Source organism: Actinoallomurus oryzae (assembly GCF_039541955.1).
GTDB lineage: Bacteria > Actinomycetota > Actinomycetes > Streptosporangiales > Streptosporangiaceae > Actinoallomurus > Actinoallomurus oryzae.
This window is the reverse complement of record NZ_BAABHF010000054.1, coordinates 14384-34028: the sequence shown is the minus strand read 5'-3', so window position 1 is coordinate 34028 and position 19645 is coordinate 14384. Positions and strand designations below refer to the sequence as shown.

Sequence of the window (19645 nt, the reverse complement as noted above, 5' to 3'; positions counted from 1 at the left end):
ACCCCGTATTAGCTTCCGAGGCGGCCGCACCTGCCCAACGCGCCACCAGGGAGGCAGAACGTGGAGAGACGCCGCTTCCTGCAGGTCGGCACGCTGAGCGCGCTCAGCGCGATGGCGGTGACCGGCAACCCGGCCTTCGCGGCGACGGCGGGCGGGACGAAAGGGCACACGTTCGGCTTCGCCGGCGACGGCAGTCAGTTCCTGCTCGACGGACGGCCGTTCCAGATCCGCAGCGGCGAAATGCATCCGGCGCGCATTCCCGTCCGGTACTGGCGCCATCGGATCCGGATGGCCAAGGCCATGGGCATGAACACGATCGCGCTGTACGTGATGTGGAACTACCTCGAGGAACGGCCCGGCGTCTTCGACTTCCACACCGACCGTCGCGACGTGGCGGCGTTCGTCCGGCTCTGCCAGGCCGAGGGCGTGTGGGTGCTGCTGCGCCCCGGTCCGTACGTGTGCGGGGAGTGGGACCTCGGCGGCATCCCGCCCTACCTGCTGCGGCACCCGGACATCAGGCTGCGCGTCAAGACCGCCGACGACCCCCGCTACATGGCGGCCGTGACGCGGTACATCGAGCACCTCGCCCCACGGATCAGGCCGTTGCTCGTCGCGCACGGCGGGCCCATCCTGATGGTCCAGATCGAGAACGAGTACGGCTCGTACGGCGACGACGCGGAGTACCTCGCCGAGCTGCGGCGACTCTGGATCGACCATGGAGTGGACGGTCCCTTCTACACCGAGGACGGGCTCTCGCAGCTAGAGCGCAACCACACCAACGTGCCCGGTGGCGCGATCGCGCTGAGCGGCGGTGACGCGTCGTCGATCGCGGCGGCGCGTGCGGCGTACCCGGCCGTACCGGCCATGGCGGGCGAGGTGTACCCGGGCTGGCTGACCCACTGGGGCGACGACACCTTCCAGGGCGCCGACTCCGACGTCTCCACAACGATCAGGGCCTGCATGGAAGGCGGCCTGTCCTTCAACCTTTACATGCTCCACGGCGGTACCAGCTTCGGCTTCTTCGCCGGGGCGAACGCCGACGACGCCTCCGGGCATTACCAGCCGGACATCACCAGCTACGACTACGAGGCGCCGATCAGCGAGCAGGGCGCGGCGACGCCGAGGTACACGACCTACCGCGACCTGATCGCGAGCTACCTGCCGGAGCCTCTGCCGGCGGTGCCGGCGCCGATCCCCACGATCGCCGGAACGACGGTCGAGCCGGCGCCGTACGCCTCCGTCTGGGACAACCTGCCCGACGCGCTGCCCGCGGACCGGACGGTCGATCCGCGGCCGTTCGAGATGTACGGGCAGAACTCCGGGTTCATCCTCTACCGCAGGAGGCTCGAAGGTTACTCCGGCGGCACGCTCGACATCCGGTGGGTGCACGACTACGCCACGGTCTTCCTCGACGACACGTATGCCGGTGGCTTCTCCAGGCCGTTGATCCCCGACGCCGTCGCGGAGGCCCGGCACGTGACGAACGACAACGCGCCTCTCGTCCTGCCGCCGGCCGCCCAGGTCGGCGATCATCCGCGGCTGGACATCCTCGTGGAGGGAATGGGCCGTACCAACTACGGCCATGCCCTGGTCGACCGCAAGGGGATCCTGGAATCGGTAGCGTTGCGCGACGCCGGCGCGCTGACCGGCGATCTCACCGGCTGGGAGGTGTTCCTCCTGCCGATGGACGACCGGTTCATCGCGGCCCTGAAGCCCGGTGTACGGACCCCGCCGCGGCCCGGCATCTTCTTCCGGGCGACCGTGCACCTGCGGTCGACCGGCGACACCTATCTCGACATGTCGCGCTGGACCAAGGGCGTGGTCTGGGTCAACGGCCACAATCTCGGCAGGTACTGGGAGATCGGCCCGCAACGGCGGCTGTACTGCCCGGCGCCGTGGCTCAGGCGCGGGCGCAACGAGATCCTCGTCTTCGACCTGCACCAGACCGAGACCGCGCCGATCACCTTCGAGCGCACCCTGCACTGACGCGCCGCCCCCGAGCGCTCTCCCGCGGCTTCGCCGGCGGAACCCCGGACATGCCGGACGCGGCCACCGTCGGTGGCCGCGTCCATGGCGCCGGGTGCGGCCTATCGGCGCGCGACGACGAAGACCTGGAAGGCGGTCTCCGGGCCGGGAACGCTGAGCCGGCCGACGGAGCCGGTGGCCGAGGCGCGGAGCTGGACGGCGCCGAGCGGCCGGTGGACGACCATCGGGACGTTGACGCTGACGCGGTGGCCGGCGTCGAGCCCGCCGAGCTCGCAGCGGAGGTACGAGCCCGCGTGCGTGCAGCCGGGCCCGTTCTTGACGGTCCAGTTCGCCGGTACGGACGCGGTGAGCCGTACGTGGTCCAGGTGCCCGTCGCCGGTGTTGGTCACCGTCCAGCGGACGGTCTCGACCGCGCCGACCACGGGACGCAGCTGACTGGCCTGACCGGTGACGGTGAGGTGACTGCCGGCGCGCGTGGCGCCCGCGTCCGGTGCCAGGCAGAGCAGACCGGCGGCGGCGAGCGTGGTGACGGTGAGTGTGCGCATGACGTACCCCCTGAGAAAGCGCCATGAAAGAGCGACTGCGTCCGACGCTGTCACCGGGGGCGGCCCGCTCGCCGCGATCACGCGCCGACTTCGTCGACTCATTGCCCGATCGCGGCGAGCGGTTGGCCTGGGGAGGCGCCCGGCGCCTCTCAGCAGCCGAAGTCGATGGCGTCGAACGTCACGTAGTGGTCTGAGGTGTAGTAGTCCGTACCGCTCTGGGCGGTGACGATGCGCCGGGCTCCGCGGTCGGACGAGCCCGGGGTCTTGACGGTGTACTCGTGGTAGTAGCCCTGCGGTTCCTGCGGCAGGACGCCCTCACGGTTCTGGAAGACCTCGCCGTCCTGCGGATACGGGAACGGGCCGCCCTCGGCGATGAGCTCGAGGGTGTCGTCGGCCTCCGGCGGCAGCGCCGAGTGGCAGATGGTGCCGGTGGACAGCGGTGCCACCGACGAGTGGGCGGCGGGGGCCAGCAGGCCCGCCGTCGCCAGCGCGGGTACGAGGACGAGTGAGCGGAGACCGAGTCTCCTGCGGGGAGTACTCATGTCTAGAGACTTGCCAGTCCAGTCAGGATCCAGTCAAGGGTCGGCGGATGAATTCGGCCGTCCGCCCGGTGGCGTGCGGGAAGGACCGTTGGAAGACCCACTGTTCATCGACATGACGGGTGCCGTGGCCGGAACAGGCCAGCGCGCCTCCGGCGCCGCTCGGGTTTCGCCGGACGCGGTTCCGCGCAGACAATCCGGCATGCGCTCCTGTACTCGCCGGTTCACTCGATCCGCCCGCTCACGGGTACTCCTCGCCGCCGTGGTGACCGCGTTGACGGCGGTCCTGGCCGGTCCGGCGCCGGCAAGTCCCGCGCCGCACCCGGCCGCCGCCACGCCCAGGCTGCGGAACCCGCACCCGTGCCAGGGCCAGCCCGGCTTCACCTGTTCGACCCTGACCGTGCCGCTCGACCATCGCGGCCGGGTGCCGGGCACGCTGGACCTGCAGGTCGCGACCGCCGACAACGTCGACGCGCCCAAGGGCACCCTGCTCTTCCTCAGCGGCGGGCCGGGCCAGCCGGGCGTGTCGATCGCCGACCGGATCGCCCACCAGCGACTCCCGAAGATCGCCGGGGAGTACCGGTTCGTGCTGCTGGACCAGCGGGGCACCGGCCAGTACGGCGCGATCGACTGCCCGCTGCTCCAGGCGCAGGTGGGCAGCTCCGACATCGCCGCGCCGACACCCGCCGCGGTCCGGCAGTGCTCCGGCATCATCGGCGACCGCAGGGGCCTGTACGGCACCGAGCAGACCGTCGGCGACTACGAGTGGCTGCGCCGGGCGCTCGGCGTCGACAAGATGGTCGTCGACGGAGTGTCGTACGGCACCTTCACCGCGGCGCGTTACGCGGCCGTCCACCCGGCCCACGTCCGCCGGGTCGTGCTCGACTCGGTGCTGCCCCACGTCGACCCCGAGGCCGACGACGGCCTCTACCTCGTCGGCCTGCACGCCGAGGCACGCGTGCTGCGCGACGCGTGTGCGGCGGCGCCCGCCTGCGGCTTCGACCCGGCCGCCGACCTCGCCTGGGTGGTGCGGCACCGGAGCGACGCGGACGGCGTGCGGATCTTCGACATGATCGTCTCGTACGAGTTCGCCGATCCGACGTACCGGAAGGCCGGTGCCCTCCCCGATGGGCAGGGCGACGTCGTCGGCGCGCTGCACGCCGCCCGGCACGGCGACTCCTCACGCCTGAACGCACTGCTCACCTTCTTCAAACCGGGCGGTGACGCGCTCGCCGGTTACAGCTCCGGCCTGCACATCGACGCGTTCTGCTCCGACAGCGTCTGGCCGTGGGGCCGCTCGGACACGCCGGTGGCCGGCCGCCGGGCCCGCCTCGACGCCGCTCTGCGCCGGATCCCGGCGGACCGGTTCTGGCCGTACACCCGCGCGACCGCCGCCGGCAGCGGCTTCACCCAGGAGTGCCTGCGCTGGCACGCGCGGCCGTCCGCGGAGCCGCCGGCCCGGCTGCCGGACGTGCCGGTGCTCCTGCTGACCGGCGACCACGACCTGTCCACGCCGACGGAATGGGCCTACGAGGAGGCGCGGCACGCTCCGGACGGCAAGGTCGTCGTCGTCAAGGGCGCGTCGCACTCGATCCAGAACCGTGAGCTCGGCCACGCGGGCCGCGACGCGGTGGCCGCCTTCCTCGGCGTGTGACCTGCGGACCTCTGTGTACGACCCGCGGAGCGGCCGGCCGGGCGGAGCCGCTCCGTCGCGCGGAGTCCGGATACGCCGGTGCCCGAACGCCGCACTTCTGGCATCCTTGCGGATTCGTGAGCGCCCTTGGACCGGCGCGGTAACGGCCGGCCCGTCCCCGGCGGCCGAGCACGCCCGCGGGCCATGACAGGGACGCCTCCCGTCGGCATTCGGAGCGTGGTCGTGTGGCCGTGATGGTGTGGATCAATCCCGCTGCCGCATGGGAGAGCGCGGTGGACGCGGTCGCCGGCATGGCCGTCGACGAGATCGTGCTGCTCCTCGTCACCGAGGGCGGCGGCGCGGCGGCGCCCGACAACCTCACCGGCCTGCTCGGCCCGGCCGGAAACGAGCCTGGCGAGGCCTTCGCGGGCATCGAGGAGGAGCAGGCCGCGGCGCTGTTCGACGAGGCCGAGGCCCGCATGGGCCGTCCCGTACGCCGCCTGTGGGAGCGCGGCGTCCCCGAGCACGAGGTCGTCGCGGCGGCGAGCGACGCCGACCTGCTCGTGTGCGTACGCGACGGCGCTCCCGGGTCGCCCGGTCCCCAGAGCCTCGGCCCCGCCACCCGTTTCGTCGTCGACCACGCGCCGTGCGGCGTTCTTCTCGTCTGGCCGGGGGACGGCCCGCCGCGCGCCTGACGACGGTCACCGCCCGGGGGGTCGATGGCCACCACGGCTCTTCTCGGGAGGACCCGGGCGATCCAGGGCGACCGGCGCTCGTCGGCCTGCCCGAGCTGGACGCGAAGAGGCGGCGGGCGCCCGGAGCGCCCGCCGCCCTCCGTCCCGTCGTCAGTGGCCGAGGACGCGATCGATCAGCGAGCCGTAGCCGCGCAGCGCCACCCGGAGCCGCTCGGTGTCGGCCTCCTCGCCCTCGCCCCAGTGGCCGTCGAGCCGGCCCCGCAGCCGGCCCAGCGCCGCCACGAGCTCGTCCACGGCCTCACCCGACAGGGCGCTCGCCTGCCGTACGGCGCCGGCCGGATCGTCCACGAAGTCGCCCTTGACGTCGCGCCAGCGCTCGCGGAACCGCCTGACGGCGTCCGCGTCGAAGAGCCGGTCGACGGTGAGCTCGCCGGCGTCCGCCGGGCGTGACCCGGTCCCGGCCGGCCCGGCGTCGGCTTCGCTCCACGGCCCGGTGGTCACGGGTTCGGTGTTCGCGGTGGGTGCCGTCCCGGCCGCCGTCTCCGCGGCCGGCTCGGCGTCGGCTCCGATCCGCGGCTCGGCGGCCACGGGTTCGGTCTCGGCGGCCGTCTCCGCGCGGCCGGTCGCCGACGCGGGCAGGCCGGCGACGGGCCGGTCCTCGGCCGGCGGGCGGGGGTCGTCCAGTGAGCCCTCGTGGTGACCGTTCATCGCCTACGCCCCCTCGTCGTCACTGTCGCGCCGCGCGGTCCGCCGGCCGGCCGTGGTTCCTGCGCGGGCCTTCGTCTCGGTCTCGGCGCGCTCGGCGGCGGCCTTCGCCCGCGCGCCGGTCTTCGTACGCGCGCCGCTCCTCGCGGGCGGAGCGGTCTCGGCCCGCTCGGCCTCCACGTCCTGTTCCGCCGTCTCGCTTCGCGCGTCGGCAGCCTCGGGAGCGGTCTCCGCGGAGGCCTCGGTCGCGGGAGTGCCCGTCGATGCACGCGTCCCGGCCGCGTCCGGCTCGGCGGCGCGGTCCGCGGCCCCCGCCTCGTCGCCGATGTCGAGCAGCTCGGTGAACAGCGCCCGGTAGTGCACCATGGCCTGCCGGAGGTCCTCGGTCGAGGCCTGCTCGGTCTCGGCGCGGGCGCTGATGTCATGGGCCTGCCGGTAGCGGTCGATCGTGGCCGCGTGCTCGACGGACAGGTCCGCGACCTGCTGCTCGTAGCCGCCGTCGGTCGGGTAGCCGCGCTCGCTCATCACCTGGTGGATGAGGCGGTCGGCCTCGGTGACGGCGGTCTCCGGCGCGTCCACGAAGCGTTCCTGGACCTGGCGCCACTCGGCGAGGTGGCGATCGCGCACCTCGGGGGCCAGCGGGCGGATCTCCAGCCGGTCATGGCGCTTCTGCCGGGCCAGCAGCTCCTGCTCGGCCTCGCGGGTGCTCCGATGGTCCTTCACCGCGCGGTCGTACTCGGGGCCGAAACGCTGCCGCAGGCCGCGTCGGCGCGCCTGCGCACGGGCGAAGTACCCGGCGACGGCCAGCACCACGAGCACGACTATGACGATGACGACCACTGCGACGGTCGACATGGTTGCCTCCTGGGTTGCGGTTGCCGCCTTCTGTGCCCGCCTAAAACGCCCTAAAACAGGACAGACGATGACCTAGTCCCGGGGTGAAGGCCGACGTGACGGCCGACCGACGGGTGCCGGTGCGCACGGCGAAGATCCATATGTTGACGATGGCCGTGGTCCTGATCATCCGCTCGCCGCAGGCCGAGTCTCTGTGTACGCGTCGGGGACGCCCAGGGCCGCGTACGAGGGCGGCGGCGGGACGTCCCCTTCGTCTGCGGTGTTCGGGCCCTGTGTGAAGGCGCCGACGTGGTCGGCGATGAAGGTGCGCAGGCTGCGAGGAGGATTGCCGGTGACGGAGGTGACGTCGTCGGTGAGCCAGGCGGCGTCGCCCTCGGCGATCAGGCCGAACACCTGAGCGTTGGAGGTCGCGACCGGCTCGGGAACTCCTGCCTGGATCATGGCGCTCCGATGCTCGCCGGGCGAGATCCGGCGGTACTCGACCTCGTGCCCCAGGGCCTTGGTCAGCTCCTTCGCGACATCGGCGTAGGTGACCAGCTCGGGTCCGGTCAGTGGGTAGACGCGCCCGGCGTGCCGCGACGGCGAACAGATTCTGCATGAGGAGGTTCGGCGCGAGCAGTGTGTACGCGAGCCCGGTCGACTTCAGGTGCGCCTCAATCCGCGCGTGGTCGCGCCGCCGGTCGACCGGGGAATCCTCCGACGCCTTGTGGTTGGTGATCTTGACGACGTGCTCGACGCCCTGCCGGACGGCGCTGTCGATCACCGCGATCTCCTGGCCCGGCACGGACGGGCTGATGAGCAGGACGGTGTCGATTCCCCGCATGGCCGCGTCGAGGGTATCCGGACGATCGAAGTCACCAACGGCGATCTCGACGCCGTGCCAGGCCTCCCCGCCGGGCGCGCAGGACGGGTCGCGCACCAGGGCCCTCGTGGGGTGCTTCTGCTCGGCGAGCAGTCGGACGGCCTCCGAACCGATCCTGCCGGACGCACCGGTGACCAAGATCATGACATTCTCCTTCGGCGAGTGGATGCACGTGTTCGCGACGGCGTCTCACGCTCCGACGCACCGGGCGGATCGCAGGGGCCACAGGTGCCCGCTCATCCGCGGAGCCGCCGTGAGCACACCATGACCAGGGTGCGCGGGGGCGGTGGCAATTGTGAAGCAGGCACTTTGTGGGTATATAGGTACCTGATGGATACCAGGTCCAGAATCATTTACTCGAAGGACTGCCCGTCACGCACGGTGCTCGGCGTGCTCGCCAACAAGTGGTCGCTCTACGTGCTCGGCCTGCTACGACAACAAGAGCGCCCACTCCGGTTCACGGAGTTGCGCCGCCACATTGAGGGAGTCACGCAAAAGTCGCTTACGCAGGCGCTTCGTAATCTCGAACGTGATGGGCTGATCAGCCGTACCGTCTACCCGACCATTCCCCCACGCGTCGAATACGCCCTCACGGACCTCGGTCGCGAAGCGGGCACTCTCACCGGCGCGATCGCCGACTGGTCCAAGGCCAACGCCTCCCGCGTCCACGCGGCGCGGTCCGCCTACGACAACCGCCCCGCCGGCCAGGCCTGAAGAGGCGGGCTCGCCGCTCGTCTCCTTTGCCGCACGGACCGCGTTTCGCGGCAGCGCCATAGACGCCCAAAGCGGTCGCGCCGTCACGCCGTACGCCGGGGCCGCGGTGTGGTCGCCGTTCGGGGGCGCGGCCGGTCGCCATGTGTGAGATAACGGCTCACAGACGCGACGGTAGACGTTCCGTGGCGAGTCGGCACGAGTCCCGACACGACCGATGGGAGCTGACGCGAATGCGCATGACGGTGCTCGGCAGCTGCGGGGCGTGGCCCTCGCCCGGACGCGCGTGCAGCGGCTATCTGATCGAGGACGACGGGTTCCGGCTCCTCGTCGACCCGGGATACGCCACGCTGCCGCGCCTGCTGCGGTACGTCGACGCGAGGGACGTGGACGCGGTCCTGGTCAGCCACGGGCATCCCGACCACTGCGCCGACCTGAACCCGCTGCTGCGGGCACGGGCGCTCGACCCGGACCCGGCGCCGAAGCTGCCCGTCCACGCGCTGCCCGGCGCCCTCGACCGGGTCCTGGCCCTCGACCGGCCCGGCATGCTCGACGACGCCCTGGTGCTCCGCACCTTCACCGCGGGCGGGCGGTTCGAGGTCGGCCCCTTCACGGTCGACACGTGGGCGCTGCCGCACTTCGTCCCGAACGCGGGCCTGCGGCTGATCGCCGGCGGCAAGGTCCTGGCCTACACGGGGGACACCGGCCCGTGCCGCGAACTGGCCGACCTGGCCCGCGACGCCGACCTGTTCCTCGCCGAGGCGACGTATGCCGACGCCGTGCCGGCCGAGGACGCCCGCTACCTGTCGAGCGCGCGGCAGGCCGGCGAATGGGCCACGAAGGCCGGCGCGGGGCGCCTGATGCTGACCCACCTGTGGCCCGGCACGTTCGCCGTCCACGCGGAGGAGGCGGCGCGCCGGACGTACGCCGGGCCGATCGAGGTGGCGCGCGAGGAGGAGACCGTCGACCTGGGCTGACCGGCCGGCGTGGAGGACGCGGAAGGCCGGTGCGAGCGTCACCCGCACCGGCCCCCGAGGCGTCCGCTACTGCTTGGGCGCCTTGGACACGAAGTCGGTCGTGTAGGTCTTGGACAGGTCGACGGTGTCCTTCTTGCCCTTGACGTTCGGGGAGAACTGGGCGAGGACGTTCAGGACGTTCTTCGCGCCGTCGGCCGGCATCACGCCGTCCCCGTTGAACATGCCGATGCTGTCGGAGATCGCCTTCTCGTACAGCTTGGGGTCGCCGCCCGCGTAGTCGGCCGGCATCTTGGCCGCGATCTCGGCCGGCTTGTGCGCCTTGATCCAGCCGAGCGTCTTGACGAAGGCGTTCGCCAGCTTCTGCACGGCCTGGGCGTGCGAACTGACGTAGTCACAGCTCATGTACAGGGAGCTGGAGGGGTACAGGCCGCCGAGCGCGGCGCGCGTCCCCGCCTCGGTCCGCATGTCCAGCAGGACCTTGCCCTTGCCGGTGCTGGTGAGCTGGGCGACGGTCGGGTCGGTCGTCATGCCGGCGTCGATGCCGCCGTTGTTCAGCGCGGCGATGAACGTCTGGCCCGCGCCCGCCTTCACCGTCGTGTACCCCGACGTCGGCACGCCGTTCTTGGTCGCCAGGTACTGCGTGAGGAAGTCGGTGGACGAACCCGGGCTGGTCACGCCGAGTTTGAGGCCCTTGAACGCCGCGGGCGAGGTGATCCGGCTCGCCTTGGGCGCCGCGACCACCTCGGCCTCGCCCGGCACGTCGGCGAGCTGCACCACGCTCTCGATGCACTTGCCCTTGGTCTGCAGGTCGATGGTGTGGTCGTAGAACCCGACGACGCCGTTCACGTCACCGGACAGGAGCACGTTCTCCGCCTGGGCACCGGCGGGTTCGGTGAGCAGCTGGACGTTGATGCCCTGCTCCTTGAAGTAGCCGAGCTGCTCGGTCAGCTTCGCGGGCAGGTAGATGACCTTGTCGATGCCGCCGACCATGATCTTGATGGTGTCGCCCTTCCCGCCGTTCCCGCTCGACGCGGAGGTACGCGAGTCGCGGCAGGCGCTGAGGGACAGGGCGGTGGCGGCGGCGAGTGCGGCCGCGGCGACGCGAGTGGCCGTATGCATGGGGGCTCCTTCAGATCTGTGCTTCGACACTGGACGCGGGGGGACGCCAGCGCAGGAGGCGGCGTTCGAGCAGGGTGAGCAGCCACTCGGCCAGCAGAGCGATCACCGTGATGATGATCATTCCGGCGTAGATGCCGGCCGAGTCGAACGTGCCCTGGGCATGGTTGATGAGCAGGCCGAGGCCCTTGTCGGCGCCGCTGTACTCGCCGACGATCGCGCCGATGATCGCGAAGCCGAACGCCGAGTGAAGGGAGGCGAGGATCCAGGACGTCGCGCTGGGCACGACGATCGAGGTCAGCACCTGCGTCCGGCTCGCCCCGAGGATCCGGGCGTTGTTCACCAGGTTCCGGTCGACCTCGCGGGCGCCCTGGAAGGCGTTGAAGAACACCGCGAAGAACACCAGGACGAACGCGGTCGCGACCTTGGACGACATGCCGAGGCCGAACCAGATGACGAACAGCGAGGCCAGGATGATGCGGGGGATGGCGTTGGCCGCCTTGATGAACGGCGCGCACACGTCGGACAGGAAGCGGCTGCGGCCCAGCACGATGCCGAGCACGACGCCGCCCACGCTGCCGATGGCGAACCCGATCATCGCCTCTTCCAGCGTGTAGGCGATCTGCGTCCAGATCGAGCCCTGCGAGGTGCCGCTGGTGAACCAGTCGACCAGGCGGCTCCAGATCGCGCTCGGCTTGGAGTAGTAGAACGGGTCGATCCAGTGGCTCGCGGCCAGCTCCCACGAGCCCAGCACGGCCACGACCAGCAGCACCCGTACGGCGTTGATGCCGGTGAGGCGGCGCCGGTGGGCGGCGCGGGCCTGGGCGACCGCGGCGGCCTGACCGTCGTCGCCGACGTTCACCTTGGTGGGTTCCTCGATGTCAGGCAGCATGATCCGCACCCCTCTCACGGGTGATCTGGACCTCTTCGCGCAGCGACTCCCACACCTCGCGGTAGATGTCGAGGAACTCCGGCGTGAGCCGGATCTCCTCCGCGTCGCGGGGCCGCTCCAGCGGGACGTCGAAGGACCCCTTGACGGTGGCGGGCCCGGCGGTCATCACCACCACGCGGTCGCCGAGCACGACCGCCTCCTCCAGATCGTGGGTGACGAACACGACCGCGGCGCCCCGGGTCGTGCCGGTGCCCGTCCACAGCCGCAGCAGCTCGTCCTGCATCAGGCCGCGCGTCTGCACGTCCAGGGCGGAGAACGGCTCGTCCATCAGCAGGATCGACGGTTCGTTGACGAGCGTCTGGGCGAGCGCGGCCCGCTTGCGCATGCCGCCGGACAGCTGGTGCGGGTAGTAGGACTCGAAGCCGCCGAGGCCGACGCGCTCCACCCAATCGCGGGCCTTCGCGCGGGCCTCCCGTTTGGGCATGTGGCGGTAGCGCGGGCCGGTCGCGACATTGTCGAGCACCGACCGCCAGGGGAGGATCGCGTCGTTCTGGAACATGTAACCGACGCCCTCGGGGATGCCGTCGACCGGTGCGCCGTGCACCAGCACCTCGCCGTCGGAGGGGGGCTCGAGTCCGGAGACGAGCGACAGTGTGGTGGACTTGCCACAGCCGGTGGGACCGACCACGGCCACGAACTCCCCGGATTCCACGGTGAGGTCGAGGTCACGGACGGCCGTGTGCACGCCGCCCGACGACGAGCGGAAACGCTTGGTGGCGCCGCGAAGCTCGATCGCGGGGCCGTCAGGGGTCTCTTGCGTGGGCATGTCGCCAGACGCTACGAGCGTGTTTCGGGCGCGTTAAGTCTTGCCCGCGATGTAGTCACAAGCCGCGTTAACGGCGTTGACCGCATAAAACGGGGTTTTGCGCGTTCTGTGCGCGGAGACGGGTGAAGCCCTGTTCGGTTACGGTTTGCACGTCATGCCCAGGCGTCCCCGCATCCGCTTCGCCCACCAGGTGCTGATTCTGCAGATCGGCGTCGTGGTGCTCGTCGCCGTGACAGGGTACGGCATGGCCGCCTGGGTGCAGCGCGACGAGCTGCGCCACCAGTTCGGCTGGCGCGCGCTGACCCTCGCCCGCGCCGTCGCCTCCGACCCTGTGATCGGCGACGCCGTGGCGAGCGGCGACCCGCAGGGTGTGGTCGAGGACCGCGCGGAGCGGTTCCGCAAGGCCACCGGCGCGCTGTTCGTCGTCGTCACCGACCGCCGCGGCATCCGCCTGGCCCATCCCAACCGCGCCGAGATCGGGCGGAGGGTCAGCACCGATCCGTCGGCCGCCCTGTCCGGGCACGAGGTCGTCGTCATCGAGCGCGGCACCCTCGGGCTGTCCGCGCGCGGCAAGGTCCCGCTCTATGACCACGTGGGGACCCTCGTCGGCGAGGTCAGCGTCGGGTTCGACGCCGGTGAGATCGACCGGCGCGTGCACCGCACGCTGGCGATCGCGGCCGGGCTGGCCGCGGGCACGGTCCTGCTCGGCGTGGCGGCCTCCGTCGGGATCGGCCGGCGCCTGAAACGCCAGACCCTGGGGCTCGAACCGCACGAGCTCGCCGAACTGGTCCAGGAGCGCGAGGCCGTGCTGCACGGGATCAGCGAGGGCGTGCTCGCGCTCGACGACGACGGCCGGGTGACGGTCTGCAACGAGGAGGCCGCGCGGCTGCTCGACGTCACGCCCGCCCGCCGCACCCTCATCGCCGACCTGCCGGTGACCGGCCGCCTCAGGGCCGTGCTGGAGGGCGAGGAGGTGCCGCCCAACCTGTTCGTCGTCTCCGGTGACCGGGTCCTCGTCGTCAACCGGCGCGAGGTCAGCCACGGCGGCCGCCACCTCGGCGCGGTCATCAGCCTGCGGGACCGTACGGACGTGGAGTCGCTCGCACGCGAGCTGGACGCGGTGCGCACCCTGTTCGACGCGCTGCGAGCCCAGCGGCACGAGTACGCGAACCGCCTGCACACCCTGTCCGGTCTGCTCCAGCTCGGCCACTATGAGGAGGCGGCCGGCTACATCCGCGCCCTCGCCGAGGTCCCCGCCGCCAAGGAGGAGCCGCCGGGCAGCGTGCCCGACCCGTACCTGGGCGCCTTCCTCGCGGCCAAGGCCGCCGTCGCGGTCGAGAAGGGGGTCGAGTTGGAGATCGCCGAGACCACCTGGGTGCCGGGTCGCGTGTCCGAGCCGCTCGATGTGACCACGGTCCTCGGCAACCTCGTGGAGAACGCCCTGGAGGCCGCACGGCTCGGCCGCCGCCGGCCCGCGCGCGTCGAGGTCGAGCTGCTCGGCGACGGCCACGACCTGCACGTCACCGTGACCGACTCCGGCGAGGGCGTGCCGGAGGACCTGAAAGAGGCGATCTTCCGCGACGGCGTGTCCACGCGCCAGGCCGACGGCGAGCGGCCGCGCGGCCTCGGCCTCGCGCTCGCCCGTACGGCGGCGCGGGCGCGCGGCGGCGACGTCACCCTGGTCGACCCCGGCGAGGACGACGCGGGCGCCGTCTTCGTGGCCCGGCTCCCGGAGGTGCTCAATTGATCGACGTGCTGGTGGTCGACGATGACTTCCGCGTCGCCCAGGTCCACGCCGGGTTCGTCGAGCTCGTGCCCGGATTCCGCGTCGCCGGCCGGGCCCGTACCGCGGCCGACGCGCGGGCCAAGGCTCCCGGCGCCGACCTCGTGCTGCTCGACGTCTACCTGCCCGACGAGTCGGGCCTGAACCTGCTGCCCTGCCTGACCGCGGACGTGATCATGGCCACCGCGGCGACCGACCGGGAGTCGGTGCGCACGGCGTTCTCCCGCGGCGCCCTGCACTACCTGATCAAGCCCTTCACCGCCGCCGAGCTGGGGGAGCGGCTGCGCGCCTACGCGCGGTACCGCGAACGGCTGGCGGTCCGCGGGCAGCTGACGCAGGACGACGTCGACCGCGCGGTACGCGTGCTGTACGACGCGCCGCGCGGCGCGCCCCGGGTGGTGAAGGGCCAGTCGCCGGTCACGTCGCGGCTCGTCGCCGAGGCGCTCCGCCGGGCCGACCGGCCCCGCTCGGCGGCGGAGATCTCCGAAGAGGTCGGGATCTCCCGCGCGACGGCCCAGCGGTACCTCGCCTCGCTGGCGCAGTCCGGCCGGGCGCTCGTGACACTGCGGTACGGCAGCACCGGACGCCCCGAGCACGAGTACGTCTGGTGTCCCGGAGCCTCCCTCACGACGTGACGCCGCGCCCGCCGTGCCCGGCGGGGACCCCCGTGCGGTACAGGCGGGTGATGAGGTCCTCGATGTCGGGTTCGCGCAGGGAGATGTCCTCCACCTCGTGCCGTTCGGCGACGGCCGCGACCACCGCGGCGGCGTTGCCGCCGGACGGGATGGCCAGCCACTGCCGCGGCCCGTCGGTGCGGACGGCCCGGGCGCCCTCGACCTCGATCGGCGGTGCCGGGCGCGCGAGGTCGACGACGAGGATCCGGTCGGCGTCGAGGGTGCCGCGCAGCTCCGGCAGCGACCCGTCGTAGGCGAGCCGCCCGTGGTCGATGACCATCACGCGGCGGCAGAGGCGTTCGACGTCGCCCAGGTCGTGCGTGGTCAGCAGGATCGTGGTGCCGCGTTCTTCGTTGAGCCGGGTCAGGAAGGCGCGCACGGTCGCCTTGCTGATGACGTCGAGGCCGATCGTCGGCTCGTCGAGCACGAGCAGCTCCGGGTCGTGCACGAGCGCCGCCGCGAGGTCGCCGCGCATGCGCTGCCCGAGGCTGAGCTGCCGCACCGGGGTGTCCAGGAAGGACCCGAGGTCCAGCAGTTCGGTCAGCTCGGCGAGCCGCGTCCGGTGCACCGAGCGCTCGACCCGGTAGAGGTGGCGTACGAGGGTCAGGCTGTCGCGCAGCGGCAGGTCCCACCACAGCGTGGTGCGCTGCCCGAACACCACGCCGATGCGCCGGGCCAGGGCCGTACGCTGACGCGACGGGTCCAGGCCCGCCACCCGCACCCGCCCCGACGTCGGTGTGAGGATGCCGGTCAGCATCTTGATCGTGGTCGACTTGCCGGCGCCGTTCGGGCCGAGGTAGCCGACGAACTCGCCCGCCGCGACGGTGAAGGAGATGCGGTCGACCGCGTCCACGAGCGTGCGATCACGGCGCAGCAGCCCGGTGCGGCGCCGCAGGGTGAAGGACTTGACGACCTCGTCCACCTCGATCAACGTCAGCTCCCCGTCGACTGGTAGCGGCGCAGCCCGCCGCGCCAGGCGAGGGCGGCGAGCACGGACAGCGCCGCCGCGACGAGCGGAGACGCGAAGCGGAAGAACACCGGCAGGCCGAGCGGGTCGGGCCGGTCCAGGACGTACAGCGCCGGCTCCCAGTTGACGAAGGCCAGCGGCAGCACCCAGGTCAGACCGCGCAGGACGTCGCGGCCGAAGATGCTCAGCGGGTACTGCGTGAGGAAGCCGCCGCCGTAGGTGATCGAGTTACCCGCCTGCTTGCCGTCGACGACCACGAACTGCCACGCCGCGGTGAGCACCCAGAGCGCCCAGAAGATCCACAGACCGCCCGCGACCATGAGCGGGAGCAGGGCCACCCGCGCGGGTGTCCAGTGCACGTCCAGGCGGGTGAGCGCCACCACGAGCATGGTCGCGGTCGGGATCAGCTTGCCCAGCCGGCGCGGGTTGAAGTCCTCGGTGGCGATCTGCAGGAGCGGGCTCACCGGGCGCAGCAGCACGGTGTCGAGGGTGCCCTTCCGGATGTGCTCGCCGAGCCGCTCGACCGTGCCGATCGTGATGTCGGCCAGCGCGAGGCACAGCCCCGACGTGGCGTACAGGAACATCACCTCGGCCAGGGAGAACCCACCGAGCCGCGACGTGTGCGCGAACATGATCAGGATCGCGACCAGGTCGAGCGAGCTGGACACCGCCTGTGTGATCAGCAGCATCACCATGGAGGCGGGGTACTGCGCGGCCGACCGCGTCCAGGTGCCGGCGAGCAGGAGGTACAGGCGTGCGGCCTCAACCATCGTCCACCTCCGGCCTCCGCCGCGCCCTTGATCGGCGGCCGGTCGCGGGTGTGAGATCGCTCCGGAGCCCGGAGGACCGGAGGCGGAGGGACGCGAGGATGCGCCGATGGCAGTGGGCCGTCGCCGTGGCGTCGGCCATGGGCGTGACCGCGTGCTCGCCTTCCGGCGCGGGCGGTGGGCCGGTGCGCGCGACCCCGCCGTCCGTGGCCCCGTCCCCGTCGGTGCGGACCGTCGCCCCGGGGCACGCCTGCCTCATTCCCCACGGCACTGAGGGCGGGCGCGACCACGGGCTGGTGAGCGTCGGCTCCCACCCCAGCGGGGTCGTCGCCGTGTGGTTTCCCGGGATGAACCAGCGGCCCTGCCGGGCGGCGCTGACCCGCGGGAACGCCGAGGTGGCGCGGCGCCTCGCCAAGGACATCAGGGCGGCGCCGAAGTGGCCGTCCGGAGCGTTCAACTGCCCGAGCGACGACCGCCGCGGCGCGCGGCTGTACTTCCAGCGGTCCGGGTCCGCGCTCGCGGACCTGGTCGACCTCCGGCTCTCCGGCTGCCGGGGAGTCGACGCCCCGGGACGGTCCCCCCGCTGGATGACCGAACGGCTCTTCCGCGACCTCTCGTCGATCGAGCCCGCTCCGTGGCGCCCGCGGTGACGTGCGTCAGCCACCGTTGACCACCAGCTTTCGCCGCGCGGCCGACGTGAGCAGCCGCCCGGCGCCGAGGAGCGCCACGGCCCAGGCGGCCTGGAAGGCGTACACGGCGAACAGGTCGGTGTGCTTACCGAGGAAGACGTCGGCCGGAAGCTGGATCAGCGCCGCCCAGGGGAGCAGGTGGGCCACCGTGCCGAGCCAGCCGGGGAAGACCACCAGCGGGACGGTCAGCCCGGAGAAGAACATCGAGGTGATCAGGCTGATGCCGTTCACGCCGCGGTCGTCGTGCACCCAGAACACCACGAGCGAGGTGAGGTAGCGCAGGCCGAAGCTCACGAGCATGGCGAGCAGCACCGCCCCGGCGAAGGCGGCCCAGGTCGCCGGCGCCGGCCAGCGCAGCGGGAAGACGAGCCAGCCGGCGAGCAGCGGCAGCGTGCCACGCGACACCAGCGCGAACGCGGTGCGGCCGATGTCGTCGGCCAGCCACCAGCCCTGCAGGTCGGCGGGCCGGTGCAGATCGACCGCGACGTCGCCGGTGCGGATGCGCTCGGTCAGGTCCAGGCCGCCGCCGAAGATGCGCATCGGCTCGATCAGGGCCTGGGTGAGGAAGCTGAACGTGATGGCGTCGGCCACGTCGTACCCGCCGAGCGAGGGCCGCGAGTGCCACAGCGCGATCAGCACGCCCGCGCGGATGAAGCCGAAGATCGTGTTGGTGAAGGTCGCCGAGAGTGCGGCGATGCGGTACGTGCCGTGGCGCCGGAACGCGTAGGCCGCGATCCAGGCGTAGAGCCGCATCGTGTCGCACCCCTTACTCATCGTGACCGCCCGGGCGCTGCCGAAAACCGCGGCGCGCGGCATCGCCGGCTGACACCGTACGGTGACACGGCACCGCCCGCCACACCTTTTCGGCGTGGCGGGCGGCGGCGCGGAACAGGCGGTCAGCCCTGGGGCAGCGGAGGCCGGCCCGGGGAGTACAGCCAGGTGTGGAAGAAGGAGCCGAGGTCCTGGTGCGCCACCTTGCTCGCGAGCGCGGTGAACTGCTCGGTGCTCCCGTTGCCGTACTTGTGCTGCTCGAACCACGTGTGGAGCAGGGAGAAGAAGGCGTCGTCGCCGATCTTCTCCCGCAGGAACTCCAGCACCATGCCGCCGCCGCTGTAGACGCGGTCGTGGAACATGGTGTCGCGCTGCGGGTCGGCGATCACGACGTTCCACCACGTGTCGGTCGCACCGTGCCGGTTGTAGGTGGTACGGGCCTGGTCGTGGACGGTCGCTCCGCCCTGCTTCTCGGCCCACAGCCACTGGGCGAACGTCGCGAAGCTCTCGTTGAGCCAGACGTCGTTCCAGTCCTGCACCGAGACCGCGTCGCCGAACCACTGGTGCGCCAGCTCGTGCGCGATCGTGTTGGTGTTGCGCACGTCGGAGTACAGCGGGCGGGTCTGGGTCTCCAGCGAGAAGCCGATCGCCTGCCCGTCGTACGTCGCCAGGTCGGCGATCGCGCCGGTGGAGTCGAAGGCGAACTTGCCGAAGGTCTTCGACCACAGATCGGTCGCCTCGGCCGTGGTGTCCCAGAAGAACGCCATCGGGTCCGGGTGGTTCGGGTCGCGCCCGACCAGCTTCGGGTCCACCGCGACCGTCTCGGGGATCCCGCCGGGCGTCTTACCGGTCTTGAACTGCCACTGGCCGATGTCCGCGGTGGCCAGGTAGGTGGCCATCGGGTACTTCTCGTCCCAGACCCAGGTCGACCTCTCGCCCTTGGTCCGCTTGGAGACCAGCCGCCCGTTCGCGATCACCGACCGGTCCTTGGGGACGGTGACACGGAACGTGAAGGAGGCCTTGTCGCTCGGGTGGTCGTTGCTGGGGATCCAGGTCGAGGCGGCGTTGGGCTCGTCGCCCATGAAGGCGCCGTCGTCGGTGTGCACGAACCCGTACGGGGAGCCGAACACGACCGGCGAGCCGACGATCGTCTGGGGCACGCCGCCGTACGTCACCGCCACGACGAACCGCGCGTTCCGACGGATGCCCTGGCGCGGGGTGATCTGCAGCTCCTGGCCGTCGCGGGTGAAGGTGGCGGGCCGCCCGTCGACGGTGACCTTGCTGACGTCGAGCTGCTGCAGGTCCAGGTCGAAGCGGGAGAGGTTCTGCGTCGCCCGCGCGGTCACCGAGGTCGTCGCGTCGAGCCGGTGTGAGGCCGGGTCGTAGGAGAAGGCGACGTCGTAGTGCTGGGCGTCGTAGCCGCCGTTGCCCTCCAGCGGGAAGTAGGGGTCACCGATGCCGGTGGCGCCGGGGGTGAACTGGGGTCGGGTGTTCGCGAGCGCGGCTGGGGTGAGCGCGACCAGGCTTGCGGTCGTCGTGGCGATGGCCAGCAGTGCGCGTCTTTTGCGCATGTGCGTCCCTAGGTGCAGAGGATCAACCAGGAAAGGGCAACTCCTACCGCCTTGTGCCCTCTGTCGGAAACTTTGACACAA

At 71.8% G+C, this 19645-nt stretch carries 20 protein-coding genes and 1 pseudogene; 8 read left to right on the top strand and 13 right to left on the bottom strand.

All coding sequences use genetic code 11. From position 1 onward, the window contains the following. Positions 1 to 60 precede the first annotated feature (60 nt). Positions 61 to 1986 (top strand): beta-galactosidase, encoded by a 1926-nt coding sequence (locus tag ABEA10_RS42920; protein ID WP_345474142.1) that lies wholly within the window; start codon positions 61 to 63, stop codon positions 1984 to 1986. Positions 1987 to 2087: 101 nt separating this feature from the next. Here ABEA10_RS42920 and ABEA10_RS42915 read toward each other — a convergent pair whose 3' ends face one another. Continuing rightward, positions 2088 to 2531 (bottom strand): hypothetical protein, encoded by a 444-nt coding sequence (locus ABEA10_RS42915; RefSeq protein WP_345474140.1) that lies wholly within the window; start codon positions 2529 to 2531, stop codon positions 2088 to 2090. A 149-nt stretch (positions 2532 to 2680) separates the two neighbouring features. Then, positions 2681 to 3073 (bottom strand): guanyl-specific ribonuclease, encoded by a 393-nt coding sequence (locus tag ABEA10_RS42910; protein WP_345474138.1) that lies wholly within the window; start codon positions 3071 to 3073, stop codon positions 2681 to 2683. A 259-nt stretch (positions 3074 to 3332) separates the two neighbouring features. Between ABEA10_RS42910 and ABEA10_RS42905 the strand changes: the two genes are divergently transcribed. Together ABEA10_RS42905 and ABEA10_RS42900 are read left to right on the top strand one after the other, a co-directional pair. Next, positions 3333 to 4724: an alpha/beta hydrolase gene (locus tag ABEA10_RS42905; RefSeq protein ID WP_345474136.1), complete on the top strand. Its 1392-nt coding sequence runs from the start codon at positions 3333 to 3335 to the stop codon at positions 4722 to 4724. Between the two features lie 233 nt (positions 4725 to 4957). Beyond that, entirely contained in the window at positions 4958 to 5398 is a 441-nt protein-coding gene (locus ABEA10_RS42900; protein ID WP_345474488.1) for a universal stress protein, read from the top strand. 150 nt (positions 5399 to 5548) lie between these two features. Here the strand turns inward: ABEA10_RS42900 and ABEA10_RS42895 are convergent, their stop codons facing one another. The 4 genes and pseudogenes from ABEA10_RS42895 to ABEA10_RS51445 all read right to left on the bottom strand — a co-directional run. Continuing rightward, on the bottom strand, positions 5549 to 6106 hold the full coding sequence (locus ABEA10_RS42895) for a hypothetical protein (RefSeq protein ID WP_345474134.1): 558 nt from the start codon (positions 6104 to 6106) through the stop codon (positions 5549 to 5551). Between the two features lie 3 nt (positions 6107 to 6109). Continuing rightward, a complete protein-coding gene (locus tag ABEA10_RS42890; protein WP_345474132.1) occupies positions 6110 to 6958 on the bottom strand; it encodes a hypothetical protein in 849 nt (282 codons plus the stop codon). Positions 6959 to 7123: 165 nt separating this feature from the next. After that, positions 7124 to 7399: a hypothetical protein gene (locus ABEA10_RS42885; RefSeq protein WP_345474130.1), complete on the bottom strand. Its 276-nt coding sequence runs from the start codon at positions 7397 to 7399 to the stop codon at positions 7124 to 7126. Between the two features lie 196 nt (positions 7400 to 7595). Next, positions 7596 to 7964: pseudogene (locus tag ABEA10_RS51445) on the bottom strand (NAD(P)H-binding protein); the annotation flags it as partial. 120 nt (positions 7965 to 8084) lie between these two features. Between ABEA10_RS51445 and ABEA10_RS51440 the strand changes: the two are divergent. Both ABEA10_RS51440 and ABEA10_RS42875 read left to right on the top strand, forming a co-directional pair. Further along, a complete protein-coding gene (locus tag ABEA10_RS51440) occupies positions 8085 to 8534 on the top strand; it encodes a winged helix-turn-helix transcriptional regulator (RefSeq protein WP_425551034.1) in 450 nt (149 codons plus the stop codon). A 230-nt stretch (positions 8535 to 8764) separates the two neighbouring features. Next, a complete protein-coding gene (locus tag ABEA10_RS42875) occupies positions 8765 to 9508 on the top strand; it encodes an MBL fold metallo-hydrolase (RefSeq protein WP_345474126.1) in 744 nt (247 codons plus the stop codon). A 66-nt stretch (positions 9509 to 9574) separates the two neighbouring features. Here ABEA10_RS42875 and ABEA10_RS42870 read toward each other — a convergent pair whose 3' ends face one another. From ABEA10_RS42870 to ABEA10_RS42860, 3 genes are read right to left on the bottom strand one after another with little or no spacing between them, the layout of a single operon-like run. Further along, positions 9575 to 10627 carry an ABC transporter substrate-binding protein gene (locus ABEA10_RS42870; RefSeq protein ID WP_345474124.1) on the bottom strand — a complete coding sequence of 351 codons (1053 nt, stop codon included), beginning with the start codon at positions 10625 to 10627 and terminating at the stop codon, positions 9575 to 9577. A gap of 10 nt (positions 10628 to 10637) precedes the next feature. Beyond that, positions 10638 to 11516 carry an ABC transporter permease gene (locus ABEA10_RS42865; RefSeq protein WP_345474122.1) on the bottom strand — a complete coding sequence of 293 codons (879 nt, stop codon included), beginning with the start codon at positions 11514 to 11516 and terminating at the stop codon, positions 10638 to 10640. Then, positions 11506 to 12342: an ABC transporter ATP-binding protein gene (locus tag ABEA10_RS42860; protein WP_345474120.1), complete on the bottom strand. Its 837-nt coding sequence runs from the start codon at positions 12340 to 12342 to the stop codon at positions 11506 to 11508. Before ABEA10_RS42860 ends, ABEA10_RS42865 begins: the two co-directional genes overlap by 11 nt. 154 nt (positions 12343 to 12496) lie before the next feature. Here ABEA10_RS42860 and ABEA10_RS42855 point away from each other — a divergent pair, with 154 nt between their 5' ends. Together ABEA10_RS42855 and ABEA10_RS42850 are read left to right on the top strand one after the other, a co-directional pair. Next, positions 12497 to 14089: an ATP-binding protein gene (locus ABEA10_RS42855; protein ID WP_345474118.1), complete on the top strand. Its 1593-nt coding sequence runs from the start codon at positions 12497 to 12499 to the stop codon at positions 14087 to 14089. A gap of 5 nt (positions 14090 to 14094) precedes the next feature. Beyond that, entirely contained in the window at positions 14095 to 14760 is a 666-nt protein-coding gene (locus ABEA10_RS42850; protein ID WP_345474487.1) for a response regulator, read from the top strand. On the opposite strand, the gene ABEA10_RS42845 is transcribed toward ABEA10_RS42850, so the two are convergent. Both ABEA10_RS42845 and ABEA10_RS42840 read right to left on the bottom strand, forming a co-directional pair. Then, positions 14750 to 15730, bottom strand: coding sequence for an ABC transporter ATP-binding protein (locus ABEA10_RS42845; RefSeq protein ID WP_345474116.1), 981 nt, complete (start codon positions 15728 to 15730; stop codon positions 14750 to 14752). The two genes, ABEA10_RS42850 and ABEA10_RS42845, sit on opposite strands and share 11 nt — an antisense overlap. Before the next feature lie 2 nt (positions 15731 to 15732). Further along, positions 15733 to 16536: an ABC transporter permease gene (locus tag ABEA10_RS42840; RefSeq protein WP_345474114.1), complete on the bottom strand. Its 804-nt coding sequence runs from the start codon at positions 16534 to 16536 to the stop codon at positions 15733 to 15735. Between the two features lie 98 nt (positions 16537 to 16634). Here ABEA10_RS42840 and ABEA10_RS42835 point away from each other — a divergent pair, with 98 nt between their 5' ends. Continuing rightward, a complete protein-coding gene (locus ABEA10_RS42835) occupies positions 16635 to 17183 on the top strand; it encodes a hypothetical protein (RefSeq protein WP_345474112.1) in 549 nt (182 codons plus the stop codon). 6 nt (positions 17184 to 17189) lie between these two features. On the opposite strand, the gene ABEA10_RS42830 is transcribed toward ABEA10_RS42835, so the two are convergent. Then, a complete protein-coding gene (locus ABEA10_RS42830) occupies positions 17190 to 17996 on the bottom strand; it encodes an ABC transporter permease (protein ID WP_345474110.1) in 807 nt (268 codons plus the stop codon). Positions 17997 to 18118: 122 nt separating this feature from the next. Beyond that, on the bottom strand, positions 18119 to 19564 hold the full coding sequence (locus tag ABEA10_RS42825) for a M1 family metallopeptidase (RefSeq protein ID WP_345474108.1): 1446 nt from the start codon (positions 19562 to 19564) through the stop codon (positions 18119 to 18121). Positions 19565 to 19645: the final 81 nt, after the last annotated feature.